Source organism: Dehalococcoidia bacterium (assembly GCA_022451965.1).
In the GTDB taxonomy this organism is placed as follows: Bacteria; Chloroflexota; Dehalococcoidia; order Lucifugimonadales; family Lucifugimonadaceae; genus TMED-70.
The window spans coordinates 40074-59267 of sequence record JAKUNJ010000005.1; the positions used below are offsets into that span (position 1 = coordinate 40074).

Annotated in this window: 21 protein-coding genes and 1 other annotated feature; of the genes, 13 read left to right on the forward strand and 8 right to left on the reverse strand. The window is 30.4% G+C overall.

Annotation, left to right across the window (positions count from 1 at the left end):
• Positions 1 to 3: 3 nt before the first annotated feature.
• From pdxT to rph, 5 genes are all read right to left on the reverse strand, one after another.
• Complete coding sequence (gene pdxT / locus MK083_03215) at positions 4 to 585, reverse strand: pyridoxal 5'-phosphate synthase glutaminase subunit PdxT (GenBank protein MCH2673460.1); 582 nt, start codon at positions 583 to 585, stop codon at positions 4 to 6.
• Positions 579 to 1418, reverse strand: a complete 840-nt coding sequence (gene pdxS / locus MK083_03220; GenBank protein MCH2673461.1) for a pyridoxal 5'-phosphate synthase lyase subunit PdxS — start codon at positions 1416 to 1418, stop codon at positions 579 to 581. Before pdxS ends, pdxT begins: the two co-directional genes overlap by 7 nt.
• A 183-nt stretch (positions 1419 to 1601) precedes the next feature.
• Positions 1602 to 2612, reverse strand: a complete 1011-nt coding sequence (gap, locus tag MK083_03225; GenBank protein ID MCH2673462.1) for a type I glyceraldehyde-3-phosphate dehydrogenase — start codon at positions 2610 to 2612, stop codon at positions 1602 to 1604.
• 16 nt (positions 2613 to 2628) lie between these two features.
• Positions 2629 to 3921 (reverse strand): phosphopyruvate hydratase, encoded by a 1293-nt coding sequence (gene eno / locus MK083_03230; GenBank protein MCH2673463.1) that lies wholly within the window; start codon positions 3919 to 3921, stop codon positions 2629 to 2631.
• A gap of 8 nt (positions 3922 to 3929) precedes the next feature.
• Positions 3930 to 4649, reverse strand: coding sequence for a ribonuclease PH (gene rph, locus MK083_03235; GenBank protein ID MCH2673464.1), 720 nt, complete (start codon positions 4647 to 4649; stop codon positions 3930 to 3932).
• 87 nt (positions 4650 to 4736) lie between these two features.
• Between rph and MK083_03240 the strand changes: the two genes are divergently transcribed.
• Genes MK083_03240 through MK083_03250 form a run of 3 tightly spaced genes read left to right on the forward strand, consistent with a single transcriptional unit; the run spans position 4737 to position 7318 of the window.
• Positions 4737 to 5648, forward strand: a complete 912-nt coding sequence (locus MK083_03240) for a 2-dehydropantoate 2-reductase (GenBank protein MCH2673465.1) — start codon at positions 4737 to 4739, stop codon at positions 5646 to 5648.
• Between the two features lie 3 nt (positions 5649 to 5651).
• Complete coding sequence (locus tag MK083_03245; GenBank protein ID MCH2673466.1) at positions 5652 to 6374, forward strand: hypothetical protein; 723 nt, start codon at positions 5652 to 5654, stop codon at positions 6372 to 6374.
• A 2-nt stretch (positions 6375 to 6376) separates the two neighbouring features.
• Positions 6377 to 7318, forward strand: a complete 942-nt coding sequence (locus MK083_03250) for a branched-chain amino acid transaminase (protein MCH2673467.1) — start codon at positions 6377 to 6379, stop codon at positions 7316 to 7318.
• On the opposite strand, the gene MK083_03255 is transcribed toward MK083_03250, so the two are convergent.
• Together MK083_03255 and MK083_03260 are read right to left on the reverse strand one after the other, a co-directional pair.
• Positions 7315 to 8055, reverse strand: a complete 741-nt coding sequence (locus MK083_03255) for a hypothetical protein (GenBank protein ID MCH2673468.1) — start codon at positions 8053 to 8055, stop codon at positions 7315 to 7317. The two genes, MK083_03250 and MK083_03255, sit on opposite strands and share 4 nt — an antisense overlap.
• The gene (locus tag MK083_03260; GenBank protein MCH2673469.1) at positions 8056 to 8769 is read right to left on the reverse strand and encodes a PIG-L family deacetylase; all 714 of its coding nucleotides are present in this window, start codon (positions 8767 to 8769) and stop codon (positions 8056 to 8058) included.
• Positions 8770 to 8862: 93 nt separating this feature from the next.
• On the opposite strand from MK083_03260, the gene MK083_03265 reads away from it, so the two are divergent.
• The 8 genes from MK083_03265 to MK083_03300 all read left to right on the forward strand — a co-directional run bounded on the left by MK083_03265 (position 8863) and on the right by MK083_03300 (position 15737).
• On the forward strand, positions 8863 to 10080 hold the full coding sequence (locus MK083_03265; GenBank protein ID MCH2673470.1) for a serine hydroxymethyltransferase: 1218 nt from the start codon (positions 8863 to 8865) through the stop codon (positions 10078 to 10080).
• An 83-nt stretch (positions 10081 to 10163) separates the two neighbouring features.
• Entirely contained in the window at positions 10164 to 10493 is a 330-nt protein-coding gene (rpsF, locus tag MK083_03270) for a 30S ribosomal protein S6 (protein ID MCH2673471.1), read from the forward strand.
• The gene (gene ssb, locus MK083_03275; GenBank protein ID MCH2673472.1) at positions 10490 to 10945 is read left to right on the forward strand and encodes a single-stranded DNA-binding protein; all 456 of its coding nucleotides are present in this window, start codon (positions 10490 to 10492) and stop codon (positions 10943 to 10945) included. Before rpsF ends, ssb begins: the two co-directional genes overlap by 4 nt.
• Positions 10946 to 10954: 9 nt before the next feature.
• Complete coding sequence (gene rpsR, locus MK083_03280) at positions 10955 to 11365, forward strand: 30S ribosomal protein S18 (protein ID MCH2673473.1); 411 nt, start codon at positions 10955 to 10957, stop codon at positions 11363 to 11365.
• Positions 11366 to 11402: 37 nt separating this feature from the next.
• Positions 11403 to 12578 (forward strand): SurA N-terminal domain-containing protein, encoded by a 1176-nt coding sequence (locus MK083_03285; protein ID MCH2673474.1) that lies wholly within the window; start codon positions 11403 to 11405, stop codon positions 12576 to 12578.
• 20 nt (positions 12579 to 12598) lie between these two features.
• Positions 12599 to 13687 (forward strand): threonine synthase, encoded by a 1089-nt coding sequence (thrC, locus tag MK083_03290; GenBank protein MCH2673475.1) that lies wholly within the window; start codon positions 12599 to 12601, stop codon positions 13685 to 13687.
• On the forward strand, positions 13684 to 14619 hold the full coding sequence (locus tag MK083_03295; protein ID MCH2673476.1) for a GNAT family N-acetyltransferase: 936 nt from the start codon (positions 13684 to 13686) through the stop codon (positions 14617 to 14619). Before thrC ends, MK083_03295 begins: the two co-directional genes overlap by 4 nt.
• Positions 14616 to 15737 carry a glycosyltransferase family 4 protein gene (locus MK083_03300; protein MCH2673477.1) on the forward strand — a complete coding sequence of 374 codons (1122 nt, stop codon included), beginning with the start codon at positions 14616 to 14618 and terminating at the stop codon, positions 15735 to 15737. The genes MK083_03295 and MK083_03300 overlap by 4 nt, the downstream gene beginning before the upstream one ends.
• Here MK083_03300 and MK083_03305 read toward each other — a convergent pair.
• On the reverse strand, positions 15730 to 16608 hold the full coding sequence (locus tag MK083_03305; protein ID MCH2673478.1) for a GNAT family N-acetyltransferase: 879 nt from the start codon (positions 16606 to 16608) through the stop codon (positions 15730 to 15732). The genes MK083_03300 and MK083_03305 overlap by 8 nt on opposite strands.
• A 53-nt stretch (positions 16609 to 16661) precedes the next feature.
• Positions 16662 to 16872: a binding site (T-box leader), on the forward strand.
• Positions 16873 to 16908: 36 nt separating this feature from the next.
• Here MK083_03305 and ilvB point away from each other — a divergent pair.
• Both ilvB and ilvN read left to right on the forward strand, forming a co-directional pair.
• Positions 16909 to 18606: a biosynthetic-type acetolactate synthase large subunit gene (gene ilvB, locus MK083_03310; GenBank protein MCH2673479.1), complete on the forward strand. Its 1698-nt coding sequence runs from the start codon at positions 16909 to 16911 to the stop codon at positions 18604 to 18606.
• Positions 18603 to 19184, forward strand: coding sequence for an acetolactate synthase small subunit (gene ilvN / locus MK083_03315; protein MCH2673480.1), 582 nt, complete (start codon positions 18603 to 18605; stop codon positions 19182 to 19184). The genes ilvB and ilvN overlap by 4 nt, the downstream gene beginning before the upstream one ends.
• The last annotated feature ends 10 nt before the right edge of the window (positions 19185 to 19194 follow it).

Genomic DNA, 19194 nt, shown 5'->3' on the forward strand with positions numbered 1-19194 from the left:
AATTTATGTTTTTGATAAATTTATAAAATATTGATGAACTTTAGTAGATCCTGATATTTCAGGATGAAATGAGGTGCCTAATATTTTATTTTGTTTAATTGCAATTATCTCATTATTGTTCAATCTAGAAAGAATCTCAACTTCTTTATTAACTTTGTTTACAATTGGGGCTCTAATAAAAACAGCTTTAATTTTTCCTATTATTCCCTTGAATGATACGTCAGTTTCAAAAGAATCAATTTGTCTGCCAAACCAATTCCTAGATACCTCTGCTTTTAATAGCCCCATTGGTTTAGGCTCACTTTCTGTCAACTTATCGGCTATACAAATTAATCCTGCACAAGTTCCCCACAGCGCCATACCACTATTGACCTTATTCTTAATCAATTCCTCAAAGTTATAACGATCAATTAATTTTTTAATAGTTGTAGACTCTCCGCCGGGGATTATTAATCCATCAATTTCATCCAAGTCAGATTTTTTTTTAACCTTAATTACATGAGATGATAGTTGCTCAAGCATTGCAATATGCTCTGCAAAATCCCCTTGAAGAGCCAAAACTCCTATTCTAACTTTACTTACCAACCTCTTTTTTCAAGTCTTTCAGAAGGGTCTATTTTTGAAACTTCATCACCTTTCATAGCACCACCTAAATTTTTAGAAATTTCTGCAATTAGGTCTGCATCTTCATAGTGTGTTGTTGCCTGAACTATTGCATCAGCCATTTTAGATGGATTGCCACTTTTGAAAATTCCAGATCCTACGAAAATTCCTTCTACTCCTATCTGCATTAGAAGTGCAGCATCAGCTGGTGTTGCTATACCTCCAGCTGCAAAATTTACAACTGGCAGCTTACCTGAATTCTTAACTTCACAAACCAGTTCGTATGGAGCCCCTAAGTTTTTTGCTTCTGTCATTAGCTCTTCATCATCAAGTCTTTGTATTTTTTTTATATCAGATAAGATCTGCCTAGCATGTGTAACAGCTTGGACAACATCTCCTGTTCCTGCTTCTCCTTTAGTTCTTATCATTGAAGCACCCTCACCAATTCTTCTTAGTGCTTCTCCCAAATTAGTTGCTCCACAAACAAATGGCATTTTATATTCCCATTTATTTATATGAAATTCATTATCTGCAGGGGTTAGGACCTCAGACTCATCACAATAATCAACTCCAAGAGCTTCAAGTACCTGTGCTTCTGCAAAATGTCCTATTCTTGCTTTAGCCATAACAGGTATAGATACAGCATCTATGATGCCTGATATCATCTCAGGATCTGAGGCTCTTGCAACACCTCCGTCTCTTCGAATATCAGATGGTACTCTTTCAAGAGCCATTACAGCAACTGCTCCTGCGTCTTCTGCAACCTTAGCTTCATCTGGAGTAACTACATCCATTATCACTCCACCCTTTAGCATTTGTGCAAGTCCACCTTTGACTCTCCAGTCACCCACATCAGGTAATGATTGTTCTTTCCATGTTTTAGATTTATGATCTTTCAATGTACTCATTTTTTTCTCCTCGGCTTTTTATTATTTATCTATACGACACCGAACCCGTATATTTACTATCTTAGTAAATTATTTAGATTTAGTCATTATTTAATCTAAATTTGTCAACAATATCTGTAATAAATCAATAGTTCTATTTGCATAACCCCACTCATTATCATACCAACTAACTATCTTAAACATATTTTCTTCAATTTCAAGAGTTGAATTTAGATCAATAATTGAAGAATGTGGATTACCTAAAAAATCTATTGAAACTAGCGGCTCGTTAGTAACATCTAATATACCTTTGAGCTCATTATTTGAATATTTGATAAAAGCTTCATTGACATTGTTAACTGAAGTTTTTTTATTAAGTAATACATTTAAGTCAACAACTGAGCAACTGGGTGTTGGAACCCTAAATGCCATTCCGTCAATTTTACCTTCAACACTTTTTATTACTTTTCCAACGGATTTTGCTGCTCCAGTAGTTGTAGGAATTATACTTGTAGCTCCTGCCCTTGCTCTTCTTAAGTCTTTATGTGAATTATCAAGTATATTTTGATCATTTGTATATGAGTGAATTGTAGTCATGAATCCACTTTTTATTCCGAAATTTTCTTCTAGAACTCTAACAACAGGGGCTAAGCAATTTGTAGTACATGAAGAATTTGAAATGATTTTATGATTTTTCTTATCGTAATCATCCTCATTGACTCCTACTACAATAGTTATATCCTCATCTTTCCCAGGCGCGGTAAGCAAAACTTTTTTTACAGTTTCCTTAAGATGCTTTGATGCTCCTTTTTTATCATTAAATTTACCTGAAGACTCTATAACAATTTCAACATTTTCATTCTTCCAAGGTATCTTACTAGGATCATCTTCTCTGTAGCATTTGATTTTTCTATCTCCAACGTACAGAAAATCTTTATCAGCTTCAATGCCAATATCTAATCTTCCATAAGCAGAGTCATATTTTAGTAAGTGTTTATATGTTTCTGTATCTGATCTTCCATTTATTGCTACTATATTTACGTCTAAATTATCTTCCAAAATTATTCTTAGTATTTGTCTACCTATTCTTCCAAATCCATTAATTCCTACATTTTTATTCATAATTTATAAAATCTTTTTAATTATTTTTTAATATTGATTTGCCAAAGTAATTGGATCCTGATCCAAGTTCATCTTCAATTTTAAGTAATCGATTATATTTCGCAACCCTTTCAGATCTAGCTGGAGCACCAGTTTTTATTTGTCCAGACGAAGTTCCTACTGATAAATCTGCGATTGTTGTATCCTCAGTTTCTCCTGATCTATGACTTATAACACAACTAAAGTTATTTGATTGAGCTGTTTTGATAGTTTGAAGTGTTTCAGTAATTGTTCCAACTTGATTAAACTTAATCAGAATAGAATTTGCACATTTATTATGAATTCCTCTTTCAAGATATTTTTCTTGTGTAACAAAAAGATCATCCCCAACAATTTGAGTATGATTACCAAATTTATCATTAAGTTTTTTCCATCCATCCCAGTCATCTTCATATAATCCATCTTCTATTGAAAAGATTGGATATTTATTTATTAATTCATCATAGTAATCAACCATTTCTTCAGAACTTAAGACTCTTTCTTCTTTTGATAGATTATAATTTCCAGATTCATAAAATTCTGAAGCAGCTGTATCAAGTGCTAAATATATTTCTTCCCCTGGTTTGTAGTCTGAATCTTCTATAGCTTTCATAACGTAATCTAGAACTTGATAATTAGTTAACCCATTTGGAGCAAATCCTCCTTCATAACCAACATTAGTGGAATGACCATCTTTTTCTAGAATTTTTCCTAATGTTGAATAAATTTCTGATCCTGCTCTAATGGCTTGACTGAAAGTATTGAACCCTGCAGGTATTATCATAAATTCTTGAAAATCTGTGGAATTAACTGCATGTGCACCACCATTCATAATATTTAGCATAGGAACTGGCAAGGTAAACTTTTTTTTACTTTCTGTAATATTTGAAATTCTTTGGTAAAGATTAATTTTTTCTGATTTACTAGACGCAATTAATACTGCTAATGAAACACCTAGAATAGCATTTGCTCCTAAATTTTCTTTTTTTTCAGTTCCGTCAATTTCAATCATGATTTCATCAATTTCATTTTGGCTACTTACATCTTTAGAAACTAATGCTTTTGAGATAATTGTATTTATATTTTCAACAGCCTTAAGTACTCCTTTACCTTTATATCTTTTTAAATCATTGTCACGAAGTTCGAGCGCTTCTCTTGATCCAGTACTTGCACCTGATGGGACAGATGAAAATGCACTTATATTATTATCCAGAGTAATATTTACTCCGACTGTTGGATTTCCTCTTGAATCTAAAATTTCTCTAGCTATTATTGATGTAATTTTTGCCATTATTAACCTTAGTGTAAGTCTATTTCTTCAAGTATCTTATTTTGTTCTTTCAAGATTTGTTGTATACCTCTAGATCCTAAATCTGATAGTTTTTTCATTTCATCGAATGACAATAATTCATCCTCTGAAGTACCTTGGATTTCTACAATTTCTAATTTTTCATTTAAAACTAAATTCATATCAAAATCTGCATTAGAATCCTCAGAGTAGTCAAGGTCTAATAATAGTTCATTATTTACTTTACCAACGCTAATAGCTGCAATTTGATTTTTTATGAATTTTTTTGGACTTGAATTATAATAATTTTTCAATGCCATGTAAGTTGCTATAAATGATCCAGTAATTGATGCTGTTCTTGTTCCACCATCTGCATTAAGAACATCACAATCAACGGTAATTAAAATACCTGGAATTAAGTCTAAATTTATGGCTTGTCTTAGTGATCTTCCTATAAGTCTTTGAATTTCTTGAGTTCTCCCACTTATTCTTCCACCTCGATCTCTACTGATTCTATCTTCAGATGAATTTGGTAGCATACTATACTCTGCCGTAACCCATCCTCTATTCTCATTTAGTAACCATCTGGGGACATTTCTAGATATATTTGTTGAGCAAATAACTCTTGTATCTTCAAAGTTAATGAGCACTGATCCTATTGAATTCTTTTGATAGTTTGTAAGTATTGTTAGTTTTCTAGCTTGATCTAGTTTTCTATTGTTTTTTCTCATAGTATCATTGTACAAAAAATTTATAGTTTTATTTGTGTTATTTATCAAAAGAATATTTGACTAAGAAAATTATTTTAATTAAGAATTATGAAGATTGTTATTATGGGAGCAGGTGCCGTTGGAAGTTATTACGGTGGAGTTCTTAAGAGAAATGGAATTGATGTTACTCTTATCAATAGGGGAAAACATCATGATGCAATAGTTGATAAGGGTCTAAATATTAGATCGTTTTGGGGTGATTATAATGTTGATATTAATGCCTCAAATGAAACAAGCAATCTTGGTGTTTTTGATCTAGTTTTCTTGACTACAAAATTATATTCTAATCAAGATGCTATTAGTAAATTAACTAATCTCTGCTCAGATAAAACTTTAATCATAACAATTCAAAATGGAGTTAGTAGTTATGATGAGTTATCAAATTTTTTTGATTCTGAAAATATTATCCCAGCGGCAACATATATCGAGGCAGAAATAGTTTCACCTGGAACAATATTGCAAAAAGGTTCTTCAGTTGTAATAGAAATGGGGGAAATTAATGGTAATTTTTCTGAGAGATTAAAAAATATAAAGAATAAACTTTCTTTTGAAGAATTGGAAATTAATATATCTAAGGATATTAAGGCATCATTATGGAAAAAAATGATTTCTGTTGGAGCTTTTGGAACTATAATGACTTCTTTTAGATCTACTTTTGGAGAAATAACTAGCTCTATGTATGGAGAAGAGGTGTTGAGAGGAACTATGAATGAGATACTAGAAATTGGAAAACTAGAGGGTGTAAACTTAGAAGATGTTGATATAGACAAAGTATTAGATGGTCTAAAAGAGGAATCTGATACAATTACATCTTCAATGCAGCAGGACTTGATAAAGTCAAAACCACTTGAAATAGATAATATTTTAGGTCATGTTGTTGTTTTATCGAAAAAATATAATTATCCAGCTCCTTTTAGTACTACTTTAGTTTCATCATTACAAAAATTTAAGGAAGGTTAATTAATGACTAATCAATTAGAAAAAAAAATAAAATCTTTCAGCTCTCAAAATATAATTGATGCAATGAGCGTTTTGGGATGGGATCAAACCATGATACATGGTTCAAAAACTTTATTTAAAGGAAAGAAGATTTTTGGAGAAGCTGTAACATTAAGATTTGTTCACTTTAGAAAAGATTTATTAGAAGACCTACCTAAGAAGCATGAATCTCCTGAATATAAGGCTTTTGAATTATGTGGACCAGGAAAGGTTTTAGTTGCATCTTCTGTTGGTCCATGGGAATCAATAGGTGGAGATATTAAGTTCTTAAGATTATTTCAAAAAAAAGTAGCTGGTATAGTAACTGATGGATCAGTCAGGGATTCCAAAGAGCTAGAAAAATATAATCTTCCTATTTTTGCTCACTCATTCACTTCTAAGCAAGGACCTGGAATTATGCTACCATTTTCAGTCAATGATAGTATTAATTGCGGAGGAATTTTAGTAAGACCAGGAGATTATATTTTAGGTGACGATGATGGAGTAGTAGTCTTCCCAAAAAAATTATTGAATGAGATTGTTTCTATTACTGAAGAAAGAGAAGAGATGGAAATAATGATTAAAGATGAACTTATCAAAAACCCTGAATCACCAGGTAAGTATTACCCTTTTAATGATGATACATATAAACTATATGAAGAATTAAAAAAACAAAAATCAAAAAATAAATTTTCGGAAGGTAATTAAAAATGTCCAATGAAGGAATCGCTTTTCATAAAGGTGAAAAAATTTTACTTAAGGATGCATCTGTTGGCATAATGACTCATGCTATGCATTATGGAACTGCGGTTTTTGAAGGTATTCGAGGTAACTGGAATAATGACAAAAAAGATATGGTGATATTCAGACTTGACGAACATTACGAACGCTTACTTAGAGGAGCTAAAATACTTAGAATGAACCTGCCTTACTCAGTTAAAGAATTATCAGAAATTACTGTTGATTTAGTCAAAAGCAACGGTTACAAGCAAGATCTATACATTAGGCCTTTAGCTTATAAATCTCAGGAACAAGTTGCAAACCTAAAACTCCATGAACTTGAAGATGACATTAGTATCATAGTTGTTCCATTTGGAGCCTACATAGATAATGATAAACCAATAAATTGTCAGACTAGCTCTTGGAGAAGACCGGAAGATTCAATGATGCCAACTGGAGTTAAGCTAGCTGGACTTTACACAACAAGTATATTAGCAAAAACAGAAGCAGTATCTGCTAATTTTGATGAAGCTATTTTATTAAATCATGATGGCACAGTGTCTGAAGGAAGTGGAGAGAACCTTTTTATGGTTAGAAATGGAGAAATCATAACTCCTACTGAAACTGATAATTGTCTTTTAGGAATAACGAGGGATTCAATCATTGACATAGCTCAAAATGAACTAGGCATAACTGTTATAGAAAGACAAATACATAGATCTGAACTTTACCTAGCAGATGAAGTTTTTCTTACGGGGACAGCAGCCCATGTAACATCTGTTGGTTCTTTAGATAATAGAAAAATAGGAGAAGGAAAAATTGGTAAAATAACTAAATCTCTGCAAGATTTATACTTTTCTATAGTTATTGATGATGAAAAAATTTCTAAGCGAAAAGACTATTCTAACTGGTTAACATCATTTAAGATTTAAATTTGGTAATTATTGCTATTTTTATGATCAATAATATTTAGTGGGTTTTTGTAAATTATTTGATCTAACTTACTATGTCCAATGATTTCAGAAACTTCATCTAGTCTAATTTCTAGATATGATTCATCTATTTTTTTATAATTGACCGTGTCAGAAGCTATAAAATCATAAGTATCTTTTGCTAGCAACTTTTTAGAATTTAATCTTATCAATTCACCAAAAGAACCATCAAGTGAACCAAGAGATAGTTGAAATAGTACCCCATTTTTCTTTAGTTTTCTTATTTCAGATAAATCATTTAGTTTATCTATTCTTTCGGGATGCGAAATAATTGGAATTATATTTTGATTTTTCAATTCCTCAAAATTGCTGTAATCAATTTTACTAGTATTATTAGTTAAGTCCATAAGTAGGAAATTTGAATCAACCAAGCAATAATCAATTATTTGAGTATTTATTTCTAGGAATTCTCTAGTGAAAATAACTTCAGTTCCTGATAGATTATTTTCCTTTTTTTCATAAATTTTTGATTTTTCATAGTTATAGTTTGTTACCAAATTATAAAATTGATTAATCAAAAAAGCTTTTTCTCTTAATGGTATATATTTTTCTGAAATTATATAAATCGAATCTGTGAAAACGTTTTCAACTTTATTTTTCTGGAGAAGATTTAGTTGCTCGTCAATTATTTGGCTAGGTTCGTAGAAATTAAAAATTTTATTATTTATATCTATCATTTATGATCTTGCTTCAATCATTCTGAATGACTCTCCGAACTCAAAATCAAAATTATTTGCAGATGACTTTAGTCTTTCGAGTATACCATTACCATACTCAGATCCCAGACTTAATCCTGGTAACTGACTTTGATGCATCGATAAAGCATCTATTTTTCTTTTTTCAAAATTACTAACATTAACTATTACATTTGGATTATCACTTCCCCAAAATAATAATTTTTTTACCTTGAAAGGTGTAATATCTTTTGTAATCTGATCTGGGAAATGAAGATGGTCTCTAGCGTATGGATATATTGCATCCATAACAGAAAATCCTAAATTTCTATGATCTCTATGAAGAAAACTATTCATTCTAAAAGGATCGTGAGTGAAAACTATTTCAGGCTTAAACTTTCTAATATAGAAAACTAAATCAGACAATAATTCTCTATTGGATTCTAACTCTCCATCTGTGTAATTGAGACTTACTATATCTTCAACACCAATTATCTTGCCAGCCTCGGATTGTTCATTAGATCTAATATCAACAATTTTTTCGCTAGTCATACTCAAATCATTAGATCCACTTGATCCTGTAGTTGCAAGAACATAGAAAATTTTACAACCAGCGTCAGACCATTTTGCAGCAGTTGCTCCTGACCCAATCTCTGCATCATCAGGATGAGCAAAAACAACCATTGCACTTTTTGGAATGTCATTAAATTCAATCATATTGCTAAAATTTATTGTTTTATCGTTTCATTATAGAAAAAAAATAATATCATTAAACTTACTATTACAACAAAAAAAGGTTAATTATATTTCTTGAAAAATTTAGATAATCAGATTGAACTTATTTTAGAAAAAGAATTATCAAGGCAAAAAAACTCAGCCGTGCTTATAGCATCAGAAAACTATGCTTCTGAAAAAGTTAGAAATTATTCAAATACCATTTTCACAAACAAGTATGCTGAGGGATATCCAGGCGCTAGATATTATGCAGGCTGTGAAAACGCAGATGAGGTAGAGAATTTGGCTATAACTAGAGGGAAAAAATTATTTTCCTCAGATCATATCAATGTTCAACCACATTCTGGATCACAAGCAAATATGGCAGCATACATATCATTACTGAAACCAGGAGACAAAATCTTAAGCCTATCTCTTGATCATGGAGGTCATTTATCTCATGGACATAATGTAAATTTTTCAGGAAAAATTTATGATATTCATAATTATTATTTGAATGAAGAGTCGGAATTATTAGACTTTGATCATATAAATGAAGTAGCTGAAAAAAATAAACCTAAGTTAATAGTATGTGGCTATTCTGCATATTCGAGGGTTATAGATTTTAAGAAATTCAAACAAATAGCAGAAAATGTTAATTCACTCTTGCTGGCTGATATCGCTCATATTTCTGGATTAGTTGCTTCTGGTCTTCATCCTACACCAGTAGGCATAGCTGATATCATTACTTCCACCACTCATAAAACTCTTAGAGGTCCAAGAGGTGGTTTAGCAATTGTAAGAGAAGATCTTTCTAATAAGTACGATAGGGGAGTATTTCCCGCTGTTCAAGGTGGTCCTCTAATGAATACTATTTTGGCAAAAGCTGTTGCGTTTAAGGAGGCTTTATCTCAAGACTTTATAAATTATTCCAAAAAAATTTTAGAAAATGCTAAGACTCTTGAAAATCTCTTTATTTCTAGGGGACTAAGACTGGTTTCTGGAGGTACTGATAATCATCTTATGCTAATTGATACAAGATCTATTGGAATTAATGGCTCTGAAGCTGAAAATAAACTAAGTGATGCTGGAATTATAGTAAATAAGAATGCTATTCCATTTGACCCTGAACCCCCAAAAGTAACATCTGGTATTAGGATTGGTACTCCAGCTATTACCTCTAGAGAAATATCTAATGAGGACTTGTTATCTATTGGTAATATAATAGTAGATAGCTTAATTTCATCTTCCAAGAAATCAGGGACTTATCGACAAGAAGTTGAAAAAATAATGAATAAGCTCCCTCTTCCATAAAATTTGTAGGAAATGATACTAAATAATTATTAATCAGTGATATAATTTTTAAATCGTTAAAATCAAGATTGTAAGAGCATCAATTGAAAAAATATGAATTAATGTGGATAATAGGTGGGAATCTAGATGATAATTCAGCCGATGAATCATTGGATAAAATAAAGAAACTTTTGAATATTACTAGTGAATCTAAAGTTATAAGTTCATCATTATGGGCAAGAAGAAAATTGGCATATGAAATCCAAAATTTTGATGAAGGAACGTACTTCATTTCAGAGATAGAATGTTTGCCTTCAAGTATTATAAAAATTGAAAATATAATGAAAGATACCCCAGACGTAATTAGGCACCTGATAACAGTAAAACAAAATTTCAAGCCATACAAAGTTAAAGCTAAGTCGAGGGAAATTTGAGCTTAAATCAAATATTACTAATAGGTAACTGTGGATCTGATCCTGAAATGAGATATACTCCCAGTGGTTCAATGGTTGTAAATTTTAGTCTTGCTGTAAACTCTTATAGAAATGGTTCGGATGGAGAACAAATTCAAGAGACTGAATGGTTCAGAATTGCATGTTGGAACAAAACTGCAGAATCTGTTAATCAGTTTCTCCAAAAAGGTCAAAAATGTTTTGTAGAAGGTAGATTTCGATCAAGTAGCTATGTTGGCAATGATGGAACTCAGAGACAATCAAATGAAGTAACTGCATTTAGAGTTATATTTTTAGATAGACAGGCAGATAATTCTCAATCTGATATTCCTATGAATAACGATGAAAATCAAAACTTTCCTGCCTCTGAAGTCTCAAAAGAAATAAATATTGATAATAATGATACTGATGAAGCAGAAGAATTACCATGGTAAAGGAATCTTATGACTACTAATAGACAAAATTCAAAAAGAAATTCTTTCTCTTATGATTTTAGAGCTAGAAAAAAGCCAATTTCTAAAATGATTAAAGGTTTACCAGTTGATTATAAAGATGTTGATGTTTTACTTTCATATGTTTCAGATAGAGCTAAAATAAGTAGTGCTTACAGGGTTGGAAATGATGCAAAGGATCATAGAAGTTTAACTACTGCGATAAAAAGAGCAAGACATATGGCTTTGTTACCTATTTCTCATGAACATGAGCTAGTTAGAAACTTTATACAGGATTCTGAGGAAGTAAAGTCAGAGGATTCTGAGGAAGTAAAGTCAGAGGATTCTGAGGAAGTAAAGTCAGAGGATTCTGAGGAAGTAAAGCCAGAAAATTCAGATGATGATTCTTCATCAAAAAATTAGTAGGTCTCTTAAAATTTAGGATTTCAAATTATTTATTATGGTCAACGATAAAAAAATCTCTGATCCTGATCAAGCTAGTACTTCTTTTGAAATTGGAAAGAGAAGCATTACAGGAACTAAAGGTCAAAGTAGATTTGAAATTTTAGAAAAAAACAAAAGTAAGTCGATTTTTTTAAAGCCATTCTTTTATATAGGATTTTCATTTTTCATAATTATATTTTTTATACTGGTTTTCTTCTATGTAAATAGTTATGTTTTACCTCCAATGCAGGATGCAGTTAGAGTTGCGGATGTTAAGTATACAAGAGGTGATGTAGTAAAATTTATAAGATTTAATCAAAGAATTAGTGAAGATTTAGGTATTGAATTTGAGATAGGGAACTCATTATTTGAAGCTCTCAGAGTAATTCTTGAGGCAGAATTAGCATATCAAGTTGCACCAAAATATGGGATTACGGTTACAAATGATCAAGTTGACCAAAGAATAGAATTCTTAATGGGATTCATTGGAGATAGTAATAGTGGGAATTCAGAAGAATATAAAAAGAATGTTGAAGAATCCTACCGTCAATTTCTTAATAAAACTGGATTAAGTGATCAAGAATATAAAGATTATGTCCAAAGAACAATGTTTAGAGAAGAGTTGAAAGAAGTTGTTTCTAGAGATTTATCAAGAATTCAACCTCAAGCTAATATTTATGAATTAGTATTTGAAACACCTGATCTATCAGTAATCAATTCTATAGATAGAAAACTAACAATGGGTGCGGATATAGAGCAAATAGCATTAGAATATTCAGAAGATAAAGAAGTTTTGAGAACCAAAGGAAATTTAGGTTGGATGCCTAGAGGTATAGATAAGGAAATGGATAAAATTATTTTTGATTCATTAGATGAGAACAATATTATTGAATATAATAAATTACTTGACACTCCTTATAGAAATACAACTGAAAAAACATATTCATTTTACTATATAGCTGATTATTCTGAAGCAAGAGAAATAGATGATAAAAATTTTGAGATTTTAGCGGATTTTGAGTTTGAAAAATTTATTAATTCTTTTACTGAAGAATATAATCTTTGGATGGATATTGATAGTGATATCTATAATTGGATAAATAATAAAGTTCTTATCGCTTCAAATTCAGAATTTCTAGATATTCAAAGTGATGACAATCTTCAAAATAATATTCAAACTTCACAACAATAAATGATATATACTTTTTTTAAATGAAAAAAACTCTAATTGAACACTACAAAGATTTTCTTCCTATTAATAAATCAACACCTAGTATTTCTTTAGGAGAAGGATTCACACCTCTGGTTAAGTCTGTAAATTTTAGTAAAAAATTTGAATCTGAGATATATTTTAAGTTAGAAGGGTGTAATCCTAGTGGCTCGTTTAAAGATAGAGGAATGTTTTTAGCTGTTGCCAAAGCAATAGAAAATAATAAGTCTAAAATAATTTGTGCTTCAACTGGTAATACATCTGCTTCAGCTGCAGCTTTTGGAGCAAGATATAACCTAGAAACTATTGTTATTATACCCAGTGGAAAAATTGCTGTAGGTAAGCTCTTGCAGGCAATGGCATATGGAGCAAAAATAGTTTCTATTAAAGGAAATTTTGATCAAGCCCTTGAGGCAGTCAAACAAATATCCGAAAGTATGGATTTTGAGATTGTTAACTCTATTAATCCTTTTAGATTAGAGGGCCAAAAAACCGCTTCTTTTGAAATCATTGATACGCTAAAAGTTTCTCCTGACTATCAATTTATGCCTGTTGGAAATGCAGGAAATATAAGTTCATATTTCAAGGGTTATAAAGAGTATTTGGAAAGAAATAAAATTGATAATATACCAGTTCTTTATGGTGTTCAAGCTAAGAATTCTGCACCACTAGTTGATGACAGAATAATTAAAAATCCGAAAACATTAGCAAGTGCTATTAGAATAGGGAATCCTGCAAGTTCAGAATTGGCAAAACTAGCTATCAAAGAAACTAATGGTGAGTTTTTGAAAGTTTCTGACGAAGAAATTATTTCTGCTCAATCTCTCTTGGCTAGTAATGAAGGAATTTTTTGTGAACCTGCATCTGCTGCATCTTTTGCAGGATTATTGAAAAATATTGAAAATGGTTTAGATGTAAAAAATAAAATAATAGTATGTATATTAACGGGTAATGGATTGAAAGACCCTCAAAATGCTGAAAAGTATTTAAGTTCAAAAATAATTAAAACAGGCTCCAGCCCTGAGTCAATAAAAAAAGCAATTATTACTGGTTCATCAACTAATATTATCAGCAGGATTTTATCCAATTGAAATTTGATAAATTAGACAGTAGCATATGGAAGAATTTTGAGGAAAATTCTTCTGAAGTTTCGCCATTTGATTTATTAGCTTGGAAAAAAATATGGTCTCAAAATTTGGGCGATAACTTTGATTATAAAATTTTTTTCAATTCTAATTTTTTTATTCCTGTTAAGTTTTGTAATTTAGAGGCTTCATTAATTGGTGATAAAGATGTAGTTGATTATAATGCGATACTTTATAAAAATAATAAATTTGAAGATTTTAATGAATTAATAGATCAGATTTTTGAAGAAAAAATTTCTAATTTTAGGATCTACTCTATTAGAGAGAATTCAGAGATACTAAAAAATCTTAAGATGCTGAAAGATTATAATATCAATATTTCTAAAGAAGATGTTGCACCTTACTTATCACTTCCACAATCTTGGGATGAATATCTTACTAGACTCAGTAAAAAACGAAGACATGAAATTAAGAGAAAAATTAGAAGATTTGAAGAAAACTTTAGTTATATTTCTGGTGACTATGATTCATTAGAAAATGCCAAAGAGATTACCGATGAATTTATTAGATTACATAAGTTAAGCTCCCATGAAAAAGAAATTTTTATGAATGAAAATAGAGAAAATTTTTTTAGAAATCTAATATATAAATTTTTGTTAGATAAAAAATTATTATATTCATACATAAAAGTTAATAATAAAACTATTGCATGTTCTATTTCTTTCGTACTCAATGGCACTAGATATTTATACAACTCTGGATTTGATCCAGAATACATAAAGCATTCCTCAGGATTACTAAACCATATATTTGCAATTAAGAGGTCTATTGAAAATAAATTTCAAATTTTTGATTTTATGAGAGGGAATGAGAGATATAAATATGACCTTGGAGGAGTAGATAAAAAGCTTTATTCAATAAATCTTGAAAGAAAATGATAAATATGAATATTACTGTTCTTTCAATACATTCTTGTTATTGTCAAAAAATTGGAATTGGAAAATCTGGAGGGTTAAGTATCTATCTTTATAATCTTGTAGATTTCTTACTCTCAAAAAAAGTTAAGGTAAATTTTATTACCTCCTATCATGAAAATTGTTTACTAGAAAAAAATGTAAATCTTAATATTATTCACTCCAAGAATTCTAATTTGTCTGATTCTAAGATTTTTTCAGTAAGTAATAAAACTGACTTGCTCATTTCAAATTATTGGACATCTGGAATATTCGCAAAAAAATTTTTTAATTCTTCCAAAATAAAGAAAATAAACATATCACATACTATTGAAAGTCTAAAGAAAGTTAATAATCCTACATATCAAATAGATAAATTCAGATACGAAGAAGAAAAAATGTTTTCTGATTTTTTTGACTATGTACTTTGTTTTTCGAAACAAGAAAAAGAATTATTGAAAAAAGATTATGGCTACTTAGAATCTCAAATTTTAGATTCAACTCCTGGTTATAATCAAAATTTTTTTTATAATATGTCTAAGCAATATTCAAGACAATATATTAATTTTCATCAAAAAGATGAATTAATACTTTTTGTAGGTAGGTTAGATTACCTAAAAGGATTAGATATAGCCTTAGATGTAATGAGACTATCAAAAATAAAAAGTAAAAATTATAAACTTTTGATTGCGGGTGGAGATATAGGATCATTAGAACAAAAAAAAATTATTGAAGAATTAAAAATGAATAAAATTAATGACTCAATATTTTGGTTAGGATCATTAACTCAAAAAGACTTAAATTATTACTACAATGCTGTTGATATTGTACTAATACCATCAAGATCAGAAACATTTGGTATGGTGTGTCTTGAAGCCATAGCTACAAAAACTCCAGTATTAGCTTCTCCGGTAGGCAGGATGAAAGATTTCATAGATAATGGAAACTCAGGTATTTTAGTAGAAAAAAATACTTCCCAAGAATATTTTAGTAATTTAGAAATATTTTTTGAGAATAAAGATTTTTACAAACCTAATCTAGAAAAAGTAGGAACTTTTCAATGGAATAAAGTACTAAGCAAAACATTTGATATTTTTATTTAGTTAGCTCGTACCACTTTAGATTATCATATTCATTAAAACCCATCTTAGAGTATATTTTTTTTGCAAAAGAATTATTATTATCCACCTCAAGTCTAATTTTTTTACAACCTAATTCAAACAAATGATTTATTGAAAAATTAACAATACTTGAAGCTAAGCCATGATTTCTATAATTTTTTAGAGAACCACACATTAATAATTTTCCAATTTTATCTTCTAAGTTATAGTATGACCATGCATATCCAACCCATTCGTTTTTTGGATTTATCAATCCAATAATATAGTTATTTTTATTATCTTTTTTAATATAATTTATTTCTCTAAGAATATCTTGAGGTCTATTCTCTTGGTACCCATGATGATTCTTAAAGCATATATTTTGTAAATTAGTTAATTTTTCTAAGTCAGTTTTGATATCAAAACTTTTTCTTTCAAATAATTTTTCATCAATATTAACTTTATTAGCCTTATAATTAGTTTTTTCTAATTCCATAAAATTATATGTTTCAGTAGGCATAAATTTTTTATTAGAAAGGATTTTTGAGTTTTCACTATCCCTTATTCCAGTTTCTACAGAGTTTGAAAAATCAATAGTATTAATAATTTCATCATATTGGAAAATTCTACTTATATCGAGAGATTTAATTATTGTTCTATTTATTTTTTTTTCCTGTTCTATCATGAAATAATTATCGATTAAATTTTGAGAATGAGATAAGAAAATTATAAGATTTTTATTTATCATTGATTCTTTAAATAAAAAAAAATCTTTTGTGAAATCAGAATGCCCATGATCATGAATTTTACTCACAAAATTATAAAAATATTTTATTTCTTTTGCATTATTAATGTCTAATTTATTTATTTTCATTTGGGTAATTTATCAGATTAATAGCAATTTGATCTATATAGTTATATAATAGAATCAACACTATGAACAGGAGTAGTAGTTAATACTTTTCTAATAAGAGAGTTGATGGTTTCTGCAAATCAATATTAAAGATTAATGAACTCGCCTAGGAGTGGTTCTTCTGAATAAAGTAAGAAGAAACGAAATAGACTGCGATAAAGTTTAAATTAAGTGGCACGGATTTCGTGCAATTAAGGTGGTAACGCGGGTAATCTCGTCCTTTTTAGGACGAGTTTTTTTTGTTAAGTAATGGAGAATATAATGGCAAAAGATTTATTCAAAGGAAGCGAAATAGTTTGTAAGGCTCTTATTAAAGAGGGAGTCAATGTCGTATTTGGTATTCCTGGTGGAGCAATTTTACCCTTGTATGGAACACTAAACAACTTTCCAGAGATTAAACATATACTTACTAGACATGAGCAAGGTGCTTGCCATGCAGCTGATGGGTATGCAAGAACAACCGGTAAAGTAGGAGTTGCATTCGCTACCTCAGGGCCAGGCGCTACAAATCTTATTACGGGTCTAGCTACAGCGATGATGGATTCAGTACCAGTTGTAGCAATAACAGGTCAAGTTGGCAGGCCAGCAATAGGGACAGATGCTTTTCAAGAAACAGATATTACTGGAGCTACATTACCTGTTACAAAACATAACTATTTAGTGATGAAAGCGTCAGATATTGGCCCCATAATACATGAAGCTTTTTATATTGCTAAGACTGGCAGGCCAGGTCCTGTGCTAATTGATATACCCAAAGATGTATACGATGAATTAGCCAATTATGACTACAAAAAAGATTCAAAAGTTGATCTGCCTGGATATAAACCTTATCCTAAAATTGATGAATCTCAAGTTGAAAAAGCAATTGATCTTATAACTGAATCAAAAAAGCCAGTCATATTGGCAGGTCATGGAGTTATAATTTCGAGAGCAGAAGAAAAACTTTTAGAATTGGCAGAAAAATGTCAAATTCCTGTCGTAACAACTTTGTTGGGTATATCCTCATTTCCGGAAAATCATATTTTATCTGCAGGGTTCCCTGGTATGCATGGTATGGCTTATGCATCAATTGCCCTTGATGAAGCAGACTTAATAATTGGTATTGGATCAAGATTTGATGACCGTATTGTTGGTAATGCTAAAAGGTTTGGTAAAAATTCAAAAAAAATTCATATAGATATAGATCCAGCAGAAATAAATAAAACTGTGAAGATAGATGCTCCTATAGTTGGAGATATTAATCAGGTATTAGAAATATTGAATCCCAAACTTAATACTCAAAATCATACTAAATGGCTAAAAGAAGTTGAACACATTAAAGCTGAGCATCCCTCCCTTATGATTCCAGAATCAAAGAGTTTACTAGGACAACAAGTAATTAAGACTCTATCAGATATAACCAAAGGAAATGCAATTATTTGTACTGGTGTTGGTCAGCACCAAATGTGGGCTGCTCAACATTATCAGTTTACAAAACCCAATACTTGGTTGTCTTCCGGTGGCTTAGGAACTATGGGATATGAAATACCAAGTGCAATTGGTGCTCAAGTTGGATCTCCTCAGCAGACAGTTTGGTCTATATGTGGAGATGGAGGTTTTCAAATGACTATAGGTGAATTAGCAACAGTAGCTGAAAATAAACTTCCCATAAAGTATGCAATTCTAAATAATAATCATTTAGGTATGATTACTCAATGGCAAGATATGTTTTATCAAGGCCAAAGAAATGCAGAAACATATACTGGTAATCCTGATTTTGTAAAACTAGCAGAGGCTTATGGTATTAAAGCTATAAGAGTTGAAAATCAAGATGATGTTCAATCTGCAATAAATGAAGCAAATAATCATCAAGGTCCCGTGATTCTGGATTTTGTAATAGAAAAAGTAGATTATGTATATCCAATGATACCTGCAGGAGGTAGTGTTGATCAGCTAATTGAAGAGGAGCAAGATAAATGAAAAATGATGGACTTCATAGAAGAACAATTATTGCTCTAGTTCATGATAAGCCAGGTGTACTTGCCAGAATATCAGGTTTGTTTAGAAGAAGAGGGGTTAATATTGAAAGCTTAGCTGTGGGTCATTCAGAAAAAAATGGTTTTTCTAGAATGACGTTTGTAGTTGCTGGTTCTGAAAATTCAGTAATGAAAATTTCGTCTCAGCTAAATAAGTTAATTGATATTGTTGATGCTTCAGATATAAGTGAAAAAAATATTGTTTGGAGAGAACTTGCGCTAATAAAAGTATCTTGCAAACCCTCTCAAAGAGTTGAAATATTAGAATTATCAAAAATATTTCGAGTCAATGTAGTTGATGTAGGAATAAATAATATGACCTTTGAGATAGCAGGAGGTAAATCAAAAATTGATTCTTTTGTAGAACTATTGGATCAATTTGGAATAATGGAAATCATGAGAACAGGCAGAATTGCTACACTTAGAGGAACTACAAAAGTAGGCTTTGAAGATGGAGAGTTTAGTACTCAGGATGAATCAGACGTATATATTTCTGATGATAATGAATCAGGATCAGTATAACTAAAGGAGA